This window comes from Vibrio lentus, from assembly GCF_030409755.1.
GTDB lineage: Bacteria > Pseudomonadota > Gammaproteobacteria > Enterobacterales > Vibrionaceae > Vibrio > Vibrio lentus.
In genome coordinates, this window is the sequence record NZ_JAUFQE010000002.1 from 3,052,745 (window position 1) to 3,065,326 (window position 12,582).

Annotated in this window: 12 protein-coding genes; 3 read left to right on the forward strand and 9 right to left on the reverse strand. The window is 45.9% G+C overall.

Going from position 1 to position 12,582, the window contains the following annotated elements; all coding sequences use genetic code 11:
* The first annotated feature begins 398 nt into the window (after nucleotides 1-398).
* Nucleotides 399-1,922, forward strand: a complete 1,524-nt coding sequence (locus tag QWZ07_RS22265) for a YifB family Mg chelatase-like AAA ATPase (protein WP_192854253.1) — start codon at nucleotides 399-401, stop codon at nucleotides 1,920-1,922.
* A 75-nt stretch (nucleotides 1,923-1,997) separates the two neighbouring features.
* On the opposite strand, the gene QWZ07_RS22270 is transcribed toward QWZ07_RS22265, so the two are convergent.
* The 6 genes from QWZ07_RS22270 to QWZ07_RS22295 all read right to left on the reverse strand — a co-directional run bounded on the left by QWZ07_RS22270 (nucleotide 1,998) and on the right by QWZ07_RS22295 (nucleotide 7,184).
* Nucleotides 1,998-2,951, reverse strand: coding sequence for a DUF2860 domain-containing protein (locus tag QWZ07_RS22270; protein ID WP_192854254.1), 954 nt, complete (start codon nucleotides 2,949-2,951; stop codon nucleotides 1,998-2,000).
* Nucleotides 2,952-3,187: 236 nt separating this feature from the next.
* The gene (locus QWZ07_RS22275; RefSeq protein WP_017109674.1) at nucleotides 3,188-3,787 is read right to left on the reverse strand and encodes a thiol:disulfide interchange protein DsbA/DsbL; all 600 of its coding nucleotides are present in this window, start codon (nucleotides 3,785-3,787) and stop codon (nucleotides 3,188-3,190) included.
* A 55-nt stretch (nucleotides 3,788-3,842) separates the two neighbouring features.
* On the reverse strand, nucleotides 3,843-4,829 hold the full coding sequence (locus QWZ07_RS22280; protein WP_065111984.1) for a serine/threonine protein kinase: 987 nt from the start codon (nucleotides 4,827-4,829) through the stop codon (nucleotides 3,843-3,845).
* A gap of 74 nt (nucleotides 4,830-4,903) precedes the next feature.
* Nucleotides 4,904-6,322: a cytochrome c oxidase accessory protein CcoG gene (ccoG, locus tag QWZ07_RS22285; RefSeq protein WP_017109665.1), complete on the reverse strand. Its 1,419-nt coding sequence runs from the start codon at nucleotides 6,320-6,322 to the stop codon at nucleotides 4,904-4,906.
* A 299-nt stretch (nucleotides 6,323-6,621) separates the two neighbouring features.
* Complete coding sequence (locus tag QWZ07_RS22290; RefSeq protein ID WP_017109664.1) at nucleotides 6,622-6,885, reverse strand: YihD family protein; 264 nt, start codon at nucleotides 6,883-6,885, stop codon at nucleotides 6,622-6,624.
* A gap of 131 nt (nucleotides 6,886-7,016) precedes the next feature.
* Nucleotides 7,017-7,184 (reverse strand): hypothetical protein, encoded by a 168-nt coding sequence (locus QWZ07_RS22295; RefSeq protein WP_004735761.1) that lies wholly within the window; start codon nucleotides 7,182-7,184, stop codon nucleotides 7,017-7,019.
* A 283-nt stretch (nucleotides 7,185-7,467) separates the two neighbouring features.
* On the opposite strand from QWZ07_RS22295, the gene QWZ07_RS22300 reads away from it, so the two are divergent.
* Both QWZ07_RS22300 and trhA read left to right on the forward strand, forming a co-directional pair.
* A complete protein-coding gene (locus tag QWZ07_RS22300; RefSeq protein WP_065104219.1) occupies nucleotides 7,468-8,259 on the forward strand; it encodes a sporulation protein in 792 nt (263 codons plus the stop codon).
* A gap of 143 nt (nucleotides 8,260-8,402) precedes the next feature.
* The gene (trhA, locus tag QWZ07_RS22305) at nucleotides 8,403-9,056 is read left to right on the forward strand and encodes a PAQR family membrane homeostasis protein TrhA (protein ID WP_017107564.1); all 654 of its coding nucleotides are present in this window, start codon (nucleotides 8,403-8,405) and stop codon (nucleotides 9,054-9,056) included.
* Here the strand turns inward: trhA and QWZ07_RS22310 are convergent.
* From QWZ07_RS22310 to trkA, 3 genes are all read right to left on the reverse strand, one after another.
* The gene (locus tag QWZ07_RS22310) at nucleotides 9,053-9,625 is read right to left on the reverse strand and encodes a DUF3157 family protein (RefSeq protein ID WP_192854255.1); all 573 of its coding nucleotides are present in this window, start codon (nucleotides 9,623-9,625) and stop codon (nucleotides 9,053-9,055) included. The two genes, trhA and QWZ07_RS22310, sit on opposite strands and share 4 nt — an antisense overlap.
* A gap of 26 nt (nucleotides 9,626-9,651) precedes the next feature.
* Nucleotides 9,652-11,097 carry a TrkH family potassium uptake protein gene (locus QWZ07_RS22315; RefSeq protein WP_017109660.1) on the reverse strand — a complete coding sequence of 482 codons (1,446 nt, stop codon included), beginning with the start codon at nucleotides 11,095-11,097 and terminating at the stop codon, nucleotides 9,652-9,654.
* An 81-nt stretch (nucleotides 11,098-11,178) separates the two neighbouring features.
* Nucleotides 11,179-12,555 (reverse strand): Trk system potassium transporter TrkA, encoded by a 1,377-nt coding sequence (trkA, locus tag QWZ07_RS22320; RefSeq protein WP_004735766.1) that lies wholly within the window; start codon nucleotides 12,553-12,555, stop codon nucleotides 11,179-11,181.
* Nucleotides 12,556-12,582 lie beyond the last annotated feature (27 nt).

Genomic DNA, 12,582 nt, shown 5'->3' on the forward strand with positions numbered 1-12,582 from the left:
CCTGTAAATCGGCAAAGCCGAAAATGTTTCAAATATAAAAATCGAATCGTTAAATTAGAAAAAACCCCCGGACTTTTCAGTGCGGGGGTTTTTTCTAATTCGTGGTTACTTTTTTCCCACTCGCCCCCGCGTAGTCTCAATAATGACTACGATAATCAGGTTAATCAGTGCGTAAATGCGAGCGTTAAACATCATAAAATTCGAGTTTTCTCGTTTATTGTCTTAAGTAATTGTCTACATCTCTAGTGTTATCACACAAATCTGCCGCATGACAAGGAAAATGTCATTCTTTTTTCACATTAAAACACCATTCCACCACGCTATATAACAACCTTATCGCTTTGGTGAGCAGTGAATATCCAGAGTGAATACTTTTAAATCAAAGACAAAGGAAAGTTATGGGACTCGCGATAATTCATAGCCGAGCTAGTGTGGGTGTAGAGGCGCCAGAAGTGACCGTTGAAGTGCATATAAGCAACGGAATGCCCGGTTTTACGCTAGTGGGTTTACCTGAGACTACGGTTAAAGAATCGAAAGACCGAGTGAGGAGTGCCATCATTAATTCTCGCTTTGAATTCCCATCGAAAAGAATCACCGTCAATCTTGCTCCTGCCGATTTACCCAAAGAAGGAGGGCGTTTTGACTTACCAATTGCTCTGGGTATTTTGGTGGCGTCCGATCAACTACCCACATCAAAAATAGCCCAACATGAGTTTATTGGTGAGTTGGCGTTATCGGGAGAATTACGCTCAGTCAAAGGAGTTCTACCAGCCACATTAGCGGCGGATAGTGTTGAGCGATGCTTGGTGGTACCGCATCACAATGGCGATCAGGCAGCCCTAGTTGGTAAGGGGGTACATAAGTCAGCGCAAACGTTGTTGGAGGTTTGTGCGGATATGTGTGGTCAGGCTCAGCTTGGGTTATACCGGACAGAGCAACATCAGGTCGATGTTATCGAACATCGTGATTTGCAGGACATCATTGGTCAACAGCAAGGCAAGCGAGCATTGGAGATCGCTGCTGCTGGCAACCACAACTTACTTTTTCTTGGCCCACCCGGAACCGGCAAGACTATGTTGGCGTCTCGATTGCGCGACTTACTGCCTGAAATGAGTGATGACGAGGCGATGGAAACTGCATCGGTGGCCTCGTTAACGCAGCAAGAGATCAATCAATACAACTGGAAGCAAAGGCCTTTTCGATCTCCTCATCATTCCAGTTCGATGGCGGCATTGGTCGGTGGTGGTTCCGTACCTCGCCCCGGAGAGATCTCTTTGGCGCATAACGGATTATTGTTTCTCGATGAGATGCCTGAGTTTGAGCGCAAGGTGCTCGATTCACTGCGAGAGCCGTTGGAATCAGGTGAGATCATTATTTCACGCGTGGCAGGCAAGACACGTTTTCCTGCACGCTTTCAGTTGGTCGGAGCCTTGAACCCAAGCCCGACTGGTTATTACGAAGGCAATCAAGCACGCGCTAATCCGCAGATCATATTGCGCTATCTCAATCGATTATCGGGGCCATTACTGGATAGGTTCGATATGTCATTGGAGATCCCACTATTGCCCAAAGGGATGTTGGCTGAAGGTGGCGATCGTGGTGAAACGACTCAAGTGGTAAAACAACGGGTCAAACAAGCGCGCCAGTTGATGCTGTCTAGGAACCATAAATCGAATGCGCTGTTAGGCAGCCGAGAAATTGAAAAGTATTGCCCATTACGACGCGAGGATGCGGAGTTTTTAGAAACGGCGCTGCATCGATTGGGTTTATCGATTCGTGCTTATCATCGAATCATCAAGGTTGCGCGAACTATTGCGGACCTAGAGGGTAGTGAGCAGATTGAAAAGAAGCATTTATCAGAGGCGCTTGGCTATCGAGCGATGGATCGACTCTTGAAACAACTCTCGGCTCAAGCGGTATAAAAACAAGAAAGCCTGCTTTTTACGCAGGCTTTCGTTGTTAGTCATTGGTTGCTAAGAGCTAGAGGCTACCAGTGATTAGAACTTGTAGTTCAAGCCAACTGAGACGATGTATTGTGATTCATCGTAGAAGGTAATGTTCGAGTCGCTGGTGCCGTAGCCCGCAAGCGAAACAAACGACCAGTTTTCCCAGTCCATGAATTGATCATATTCATACGCGGCAAATAGGTTGATGTTGTCGTCGCTGCGCTTCTTGTCGTAGATAGGGTTGCTTGCATCGTAAGAGCGTTGGTTATAGCCCGCTGTTAGTGCGTATTGGTGACGACCCATACCGCCGAATAAGCTGACTTCACCACCGAACTGTTCATAAGAAGCAGCTTTGCCATCCGCAGAACTTGATTGGTAAATCAATGATGGCACTAACATCATGGTACGACTGATCGGCTGACGATACTGACCTTTCAGGTAGAAAGTTTCTGCATCACGTTGGAGTTCTTCTCTAACTAAATCATCTTCTACATCTTTGGTGGCGTAGGCCATGTCTAGAGAAAAAGCTGAACCCGCAATGCTGCTTAATTTCAAACGAAACGCATTACCCGTTTCGTCTGTTTTACTTCGAGCTGTACCAACCTCGTATGGGTTTGCCCAAGTCTCACCAGACATGATGGTTGGCAGAAGTGAAGCGTCGATGGTCATGCCTGACTCTAGTTGGTATTTATAACCCAATTCAAGTACCACAGTACCCGTTGCTACGTCATCTCGCGCTGTACCTGTGTAAACCTGGTGGTTTAGTTTTTCACCGAAGGTGTAAGCAACGCTGCCTAAAGGTGCAACAAGGAATGAGCTTTCCGAAGAAGCCTTCTGTTCGTTAGATGAAATAGTGCTGTCAGCATCGGTATTAAAATTTGAGGTTGAAGAAGTAAAACCGGTGTTGATAGATATTTCACCACTAAAACCTGCTTCATCAGCAAGCTTGGCAAAAGCGGGTGCTGTGGCAACGCTCAGTGCTAATAACGTATATTTAATTTTCATTCAGAGGCTCCTTGCCCCAGTGAGTGGTAGCAACAAATAGCTGTTAATAAAAAGTTATAGAAAACAGCATAATCTAAAGGTTCACTTTATCGCGCACCTTATAAAGGTTTATTAGATAAATGGGAAGTAGAACCGTATCGCGGCCTAAAAATTATGTGTTTGCTGAAGATGATTAAAAAGCGTCAGGCACAAAAAAGGAAGCCGAAGCTCCCTTAATATGGTTTTTTGATTGTTTTTTACTTCTTCAGTAAGAAGTTAACCAATTCAAAATATTCGTCTAGGCTGTTGATGCCTTGTGCTTCTACCAAGTAACGGTTATTCACTACTACTGCTGGTACGCCAGAAAGGCCGCTGTCTTTGAATGCTTTGTCGAAACGACGAACCATAGAATCTACTGCAAAGCCGTTGTATGCCGCATCGAATTTCTTAGCATCAACGCCTTCATCTAGGAAGATTTGACGCAGTTCTGCTTCATCGCGTGGTGGCTTGTTCATGTTGTGAATGCGGTTAAACATCACTGGCACCATTTTGTCTTCCACTTTAAGCGCAATCATTGTCGCGTAAGCTTTGCTCATTGGCAGACCCATGTTGCCGCCCATGAATGAAACATGGTTCTTCTGTAGCTTCGCGTCAGCTGGTAGCTGTTGTTTTAGCTGCTGGATGATAGGCTCAAAGCTATTACAGTGTGGGCAGTAGAAAGAGAAAAACTCTGTCACCATTGGTTTTTTTGATGCTTCTAGATCGAGAACTTTGTAGTGTTCACCTTCGTTAAATTTCGCAGCGTGAGCTGAAAGGCTCAACATGATCAATGAGAAAAATGCGAATAGCTTTTTCATTTATCCAATCTCCATTATGTTTGAATTTTTATCTAGTTGTATGTTGCGATTGCGTTTACCACTGAGGCATTAACGAAAGTGGTGGCTCTTGCAGGGTAGCAATTTGCTCTTTACAAGCAAGTACTTGTTGCTCCCAATATTTCGGGTCATTAAACCATGGGAAAGCCAAAGGAAACGCTGGATCGTGCCATCGCTTCGCCAACCATGCCATGTAATGCACCATACGTAGACCGCGTAGTGGCTCGATAAGTTTCAGTTGCGAGGGATTAAAATCACAAAACTCTTGATAGCTCTCTAGCAGAATATCCAGTTGCATCAGCTTATCTTGGCGCTCACCGTTAAGCAGCATCCACAGGTCTTGAACCGCAGGGCCATTACGCGCGTCATCGAGATCGACGAACATTGGTCCGTCGCGCCATAGGATATTACCCGGGTGGCAGTCGCCATGTAGGCGGATATTCTCAGTATTGCTCGGCCATTGGTTCTCTAACTCTTTAATTAGGAGGTCGACGTCATTGAAGAACGCGTTTTCTAGATGCGTTGGGATAAACTGAGAGTTTTCTAATATCTTGCGTGGCTGATAAAGGTATTCATCTAAGCTGATGGTCGGGCGATGTTGGAATGTTCTTCCTGCACTCGCCTTATGAATTCGACCAAGGAAACGACCTACACCTTCCAATTGGTCTAGGTTATCCACTTCATACTGTCGGCCACCGACACTTTCAAACAGTGCAAACAGGTAGCCTTGGTATTCGTGCAAGGTCGCACCATTGATACGCATTGGCGGAGCGATTGGCATTTCTTGTTCGATCAGTTCTAACGCGAAGTCGTGTTCTTCTTGGATCTGTGCTTTGTTCCAACGTTGCGGGCGATAAAACTTAACAACGTAGCGTTTGCGATCTTCATCGGTGAATTGGTAGACCCGATTTTCGTAACTGTTAAGAGCGAGAAGCCCGGATTCAGCGCGAACCCCAATGCTCTCCAGTGCGTACCACATGAAGTCAGGGGTTAGGTTATCAAAGTTAAAGGCTTGCATCGTCATATAATAAAAAAGGCTCATTACTGAGCCTTTTTCCATTTATTTGGGTGTTATACCCACCATTAAGGTGATTGGTATCAGAGCTTCTTGATAAAGCGGCTTTCGACTTCCATCGTAAACTCTTCATTATCCGAGAGTATAAACTGAATTGTCGAAACTGGTGAGCTCAGTTTTTCTGGATCGACTCCCAAACTGATAGGAAGGTTTAAAACCTCACCTGGCTCTACGGTAATGGTTTGTTTACCGTACCAGATAGAATCGGGTAGCCCGCTGACATCAAGCTTGTACTCTTGTTCTTGCTGAGTTTTGTTGATGACTTTCAAGTTGTAAGTATTTTCGACAAGTCCTTGGCTATTGATTTTAAATAGTTGGTTTCTATCGCGCAGAACGCTTAAACCTGCAGGATCTACACTCGCGATTTGTGCGAAAAATAGCCCCAACATAACGATCAGTATTACGCCATAGCCCAAGAGCTTAGGACGCATGACCTTGGTTGAGTGCCCTTCAAGCCTATGCTCTGTGGTGTAGTTGATCAGACCTTTCTCATAACCCATACGTTCCATGGTGTTGTCACAGGCATCAATACACGCGCCACAGTTAATACACTCGTATTGTAGGCCGTCACGAATATCAATCCCCGTTGGGCACACTTGCACGCATAAATTACAGTCAATACAGTCGCCCAAGCCGAGTTGTTTGTGGTCGACTTTACGTGAACGAGGGCCACGGCTTTCACCTCGTTCAGTGTCATAGCCCACAATAAAGGTATCTTTGTCGAACATAGCCGATTGGAAACGCGCATACGGACACATGTGCAGACAAACAATCGAGCGCATCCAACCTGCATTGGCATAAGTACAACCTGCGAAGAACAGTACCCAAAACACAGGCCAAAAAGTGGAATTAAAGGTAAAGAAGCCAACCACTAACTCTTTGATTGGAATGAAGTAGCCAACGAAGGTGAGACCGGTTGCGATAGCAATAGCCCACCATGCGATGTGTTTGAGTGTCTTTCTGATCGCCAAATTGGCGGTGAGTTTGTTTGAATCTTGCTTCTTACGCTTGTTTGCCGCGCCTTCCAGTTTCTCTTCGAACCAGATGTACATGAAGGTCCAGACGGTTTGCGGGCACAAATAGCCACACCAGACACGTCCTAAGAAGGTGGTTATGAAGAACAAGCCAAACGCCGCAATCATAAAGAGGATGGCGAGTAGCGTCAGATCTTGTGGGTATAGGGTTGTACCAAAGAAGTTGAACTGTTGGCTGCCGATATCGAGCAAGATCGCTTGTCGCTCACCAAATGGGATCCATGGGATAAGCGCAAAAAGTAAAAGTAAGAACCAACCGCCATAACGGCGCAGTTGTTGGAATTTACCTTTGCTTTCTCGAACATAGATTCGGTTACTTGGGTTAAATCGATCTCCATTACCTTTATGTGTCTTGGGATTAAAGGTTTTAGGAGTCACATCTTTGATATCGATTTTATCCTGACTCATGGACTATCCTTTTGGTGGCTATACCCTCTGCGAGAGTATTGACGACATTGCTTTAAAATATGGTGTTAGAGAACCTAAGCTTCGAGTTTGGTGCATGGGCTGACTTAACACTGACTCTTATTATTTTAGAAGATTCTTATGGGTGGCGATTATAGCGGCAATCTTGTTGTCATTTCTTTAACGCTATCAACCTTTAACAACAAAAGTGGTAACAGTTGTGACGAAAAAATAGCGAACAGAAACAAAATAAGCGACCGAGTGGTCGCTTATTGAAAGTTTGGGTGATCGTTTTAAGCCGGTTAGATGATACCGCGCGCTTTAAGAATTGCCGTTTTGAAGTCATCTTCTTGGTCTTTTTTCAGACCTGGGATCATTTCATCTTTCTCGCTGTTACGCATTTTTAGATGATAGATAAGAACATCGTCAGTCAGATCTTCAAGCTTACCTTGGTAGCCCGCTTCTTTTGATAGCTTAATGATGAACTCTAATAAGTTAAGCTCTTGATCTTTCTGCCACTCAGGCTCCATCAGTTCAAGCAGTTCCTCAATGCGGTGACACTTCATACTTTACTTCTCCACAAATTTTATAATGATTTGTGGTTAAGGTATCAAATCGGGTAGGGAATACCAATGTGTAAAGACATTTCAAGGTGGGACAGGGCAAGAAAAAAGCGCAGTAAAAACTGCGCTTTTCGTTAAGCGGCTTTAATTACTTTTGTTGCAGTCGGTGCTAATAAAGCAGTCTTCTGAACGAGAGTCATTGTAGGAGCCAATTTCTTAGCCGTTGGAGCAGCAACAAAGCCACTACGACGACGCATCGCACTACGGTTGGTGTGCGAGAACCTGACAGCTGTTGGGCGCATTAATTTACCTAACGGTCAGGCATATCCATTGCCAATCTAATGGCCTGACTTATCATGAGCTTCGCTTCAATTACTTGAAGAGTCACTCTTCTGGCTTTCGCCAATCCGAAAAATAAATCAGGATAATGATATGCATGCATATCAAGGCTTAGATTATCACTATCTCAGTTATCGATCGACGCCTGAGTGATAATTAAACGATATTAGAGCTAAAATAGTGTGAGCAGTATATTTGAGTTTGAACCTCTTTCAGGCTTAAGATGATGCTTTAAAGGAGGTGCATATGTCGTTCTTGAAGAAAACGTTAGCAAGTTTTGGAATTGGGTCTGCCAAGGTGGACTCTGTATTGCAACAGGAAGTGCTTTACCCAGGTAAGAAGGCGAGCATTATTGTGCATGTCTACGGTGGTGCTCAGCCACAGGAGATCGACAATATCGATCTCAATCTGTGTTGCCGCTATGTCAAAGAAGTTACCATGAACTCCCAAAGGCAAGAAGGTGGCCATAAACGCCGAATGCACCAGACGTACTCATTGGCAAAATGGAGCCTACCGTATGCTTTTGTTATTCAGCCGGGTGAAACTCGCGATTTTGAATGTGAGTTCGATGTGCCATTGAATACTCCAGTGACGATTGGTGATTCCAAGGTTTGGTTAGAGACAGGGCTCGATATTGCGATGGCGATTGATCCGTCTGATAAGGACGTTTTAACGGTTCGTCCTGATCCTTTGCTCGATGGCATCTTTAACGCACTTGAAGCTCAAGGGCTACGTATTCGCCAAGTCGAGTGTGAAGCGGTGGAAGGTTTCGAGTTACCGTTTGTGCAAGAGTTCGAATTTGTTCCGACGACTGGCCCTTATCATGGCCGTTGGCGTGAATTGGAGGTGGTTGCACACCACGATGAAACAGAACTCAAGCTGTGGTTTGAGATCGATAGAAATCGCGATGGCGCCAAAGGCATGTTAGCGAGCTTGCTTGGTATTGGTCAGCTACAGCGTCAATTGAGCGTCCCGCTTGATACCTCACCAGAAGATGCCGGTAAGATGGTGGTCGAGTATTTAGAAAGCGCGTCTTAGTTGAATCGCATATATTCACCTAGTCACAACGGTTAGCTTATCGCACATCTTAGAAGTCATTTTGTCATAAAAATTTAAGCTTACACGTGTAAGCTTAATGTGCAATACTGGGTCAATCGAACATTTACTCTAGTAGGATACACATGTCTGCATCATCAGCCAGCGAATACAGTGACATCGAAGAACGCGCTAATGCGATAACCCATGGTTTGGGCGTCGTACTTGGCGTAGTGGGCCTGATCCTGTTACTGATTCGTGCGTTTGATTACCAAGCCGACATGCTAACGGTTGCCAGTATGGCGGTGTATGGCAGCAGCATTATCCTTCTGTTTCTTGCTTCTACGCTTTACCACTCGATCACCACCGAAAAAACCAAGCGCTTACTCAAAACCCTCGATCATTGTGCGATTTACTTACTGATCGCAGGCAGCTACACGCCCTTTTTATTGGTCGGTTTAAGAACCCCTCTCGCAATGGGTTTGATGGCGGTTATCTGGGGAATTGCGTTGGTCGGTATTATCATGAAGATAGCATTCGTGTACCGATTTAAGCGTTTATCGCTGTTCATTTACTTAGCGATGGGTTGGCTATCTTTGATTGTGGTTTATCAATTGGCGATGAACATCGATATAGGTGGTTTGGTGTTACTGGCAGTTGGCGGGGTGATTTACTCGTTGGGTGTGATTTTCTATGTGGCAAAACGCATCCCTTATAACCATGCTATCTGGCACTTGTTTGTATTGGCGGGCTGCGCTTGCCATTTCTTTGCTATCTATCTGTACGTGACTCCGGTTTAGCGAGTCAGCACTTCTACGATTTGAGCTTTGATTTGATACTCTGGGTATTGATCAACAGCTAGGTTAAGCGACGTACCTTCGGCATCGGTTTTTGGTCGAAGGTAGGTATCTGCCATACGCTTTATCGATTTCCAAACCGCTACTGTTTTCTCTTCTAATAACTCACCATTTGGTGAATATACACCTAACTTCAAAGACACTAAGATGACAGCCTGCGTACCTTGGTTAGTAATAGCCGTAGGGATGATCAGCTCGCCGTCTTCATAGCGACTTGCACCTAGTACAACATCCACTCCTGATTGAGACAGCTGTAAGCTTGGCTTCTTGCTATCAACGATAATCGTTGTACCACGCACATTAGTCGCGATTGGGACAGCTACAACCGGCGCAGCTGCAACAGACACTGCGATTTCTGATGTTGTTGCCGTTTCCGTTTGTTTCTGTGTCACGTATTGCCACGTAAAGTCATCTTTTAGAAGTATCTGTTTACCATCTTGCAGAGTCACCATTTGGTCGGCGAATGCAGAGCTGCTAAGCAGTGCGCTTGCGATAAGTAGGTATGATTTCATCTGTGTTTCCTTAAATATTCGCGTAATTAGCGTCGCCAAAAGGCTGGGAAAAATAGAACAATTAGCGTCAGTATCTCAAGTCGGCCCATCAACATGCCTAAACTTAATAACCATTTTGCGGCGTCAGGTAGTGGAGCAAAGTTACCTGTTGGGCCGATCACGCTACCCATGCCTGGACCAACGTTGGCAACGGCTGTGATAGCGCCAGATATACTGGTCACAGGATCAAGTCCCATTGCGCTCAAGCCGCCTGCAATTAAGATAATCGTGATAAAGAACATCAAACCAAATGCCACGAGTGAACGTACAATATCGTCATTCACAGGTCGCTGATTGTAGCGTTGAACAAACACGCCCGATGGGTGAATTAGCTTCATCATTTGTTTGTGGAGCATGGTCATCGCGATCTGGAAGCGGAAGATTTTGATACCGCCAGAGGTTGAACCCGAGCAAGCTCCCGCCATCATTAGGAATGCAAACAAGGTAGTTGGTAGTGCACCCCACGCGGTGAAGTCTTCTAAGCCAAAACCGGTTGTGGTGACGACTGATACGATGTTGAACATCGAAACACGCATCGCATCCATGACTGTGTAGCCATCTCTCATGACCAACCATGTGGAGATCACGGCACTGGTGACTAAGAACAGGTAAGTGAAGCCTCTGACTTGCGCATCTTTGTAGAGTATTGAGAGCTTTCTGCCTCGCAGTGCGCTAACAAACAGTAAGAACGGCAGGCCGCCAAGGAACATGAACAGGGTTCCTACCCAATGAGCGCTGTTAGAGAAGTGGTTCATTGAGCCATCTGATGTTGAGTAACCACCCGTCGACAGTGTTGTGAAGGCATGATTGATCGCATCGAAGATGCCCATGCCTGCAAACAGATAGCTAATGATGCATAAGCCAGTCAGAACTAAATAAACCGCCACGATGTTCTTCGCGACTGTTTTCGCTCGTGGGCTACTTTTATCTGACCAATCGGATGATTCGGTTTGGAACAGGCGCATACCACCGACGTTGAGCATTGGCAGAACCGCTACCGCCATAACGATAAAGCCGATGCCACCTAACCATTGCAGTATTGAACGCCACAGCAGAATGCTTGGTGCCATGCTGTCTAAGCCGCTTAATACGGTTGAGCCTGTTGTGGTGATACCAGACATGGTTTCAAAATAGGCGTCAGTGAAGCTGATGTGGTTGATGAAGACAAACGGCAGTGCAGCAAAGGCACTGGCAATCGTCCAGACCAGAGAGGTGATCAGGAACATGTCCCGCACCCCAAGTCGGAACTTAGCTGAACGGCCTAAACTCAAGCAGATGAACGCCACTATGTGCGTGATCACTACCGATTGACCAAACTCGAGGAAGCCACCGGTGCCTGTGAAAAAGGCAACCAATGTAGGGATGTACATGAAAAGGGCGAGTTTTGATAACACTAACCCTATCACTAATAATATCGGACGAAAGTTGACCATAGCTTAATAGACCATCGCTTTGTGTCGGAGCGTCGTTCCCACAAAAAGAAAGTTGCGAGAACGATGCTTACGAGAACAAGGCTATAAGAAGAACGGGCTCGGTTGGAATAGAGACTCAACATCAGGTACGTATTTCTTGTCCACTAGGAACATCACTACGTGGTCATCTTGTTCGATTACGGTTCTATCGTGCGCGATAAGTACTTCTTCTCCGCGAACAATCGCACCAATAGTGGTACCCGGTGGTAGTTTGATATCGCCAATCGCTCGGCCAACAACCTTAGAGGTGGTTTCGTCACCGTGAGCAATGGCTTCGATCGCTTCAGCAGCGCCGCGACGTAGAGATGATACGTTTACAATATCAGCACGACGAACGTGAGTAAGCAGCGCAGAAATGGTCGCTTGCTGTGGAGAGATCGCAATATCAATCACACCACCCTGAACAAGGTCTACGTAAGCACCACGCTGAATCAGTACCATTACCTTCTTGGCGCCCATTCGCTTCGCCAGCATTGCTGACATGATGTTGGTTTCATCTTCATTGGTTAGGGCGATGAACACATCTACCTGATCGATGTTCTCTTCGGTTAGCAGTTCTTGGTCTGCTGCATCGCCACAGAATACGATGGTGTTTTCTAATTCTTCAGATAGCTTCTCGGCGCGAGTGTAGCTGCGCTCGATAAGTTTGATGCTGTAGCTCTGCTCTAGGCGTTTCGCCAAGCTTGCACCAATGTTACCACCGCCAACGATCATGATGCGTCGGTAGGGTTTCTCTAGGCGTTGCAGTTCACTCATTACTGAGCGGATGTGGTTACTTGCTGCCACAAAGAAAACCTCATCATCGGCTTCAATGATGGTAGTGCCTTGTGGGCGAATTGGGCGACCTTGACGGAAAATAGCGGCTACACGAGTATCGATGTGCGGCATGTGCTCACGCAAAGCAGACAGGGCGTTACCAACCAATGGCCCACCGTAGTAAGCTTTTACTGCTACTAGGCTAACCTTCTGTTCAGCAAAACTCACAACCTGCAGTGCACCTGGGTATTGAATCAGGCGCTCGATGTAGCTGGTGACGAGTTCTTCGGGTGCAATCAGGTGATCGACTGGGATAGCACCTGATTTGAATAGCGCTTCTTTCTCTTCTAGATATTGAGGAGAACGAATACGAGCAATTCGGTTTGGCGTATTAAACAGAGAGAAGGCAACCTGACATGCGGCCATGTTGGTTTCATCCATGTTGGTTACGGCAACCAACATGTCGGCATCTTGTGCGCCCGCTTCACGTAGTGTGTTCGGGTGGCTGGCATAACCGTTTACAACCCTAAGGTCGTATTTGTCCTGAAGTTCACGCAGTCGGTCGGCATTACGGTCGACGATGGTGATGTCATTGTTTTCACCCACTAGGTTTTCAGCAAGGGTACCGCCAACTTGTCCAGCACCTAGAATAATGATCTTCATAGCCTTTCTCTTATTTTTTGCCGTTGT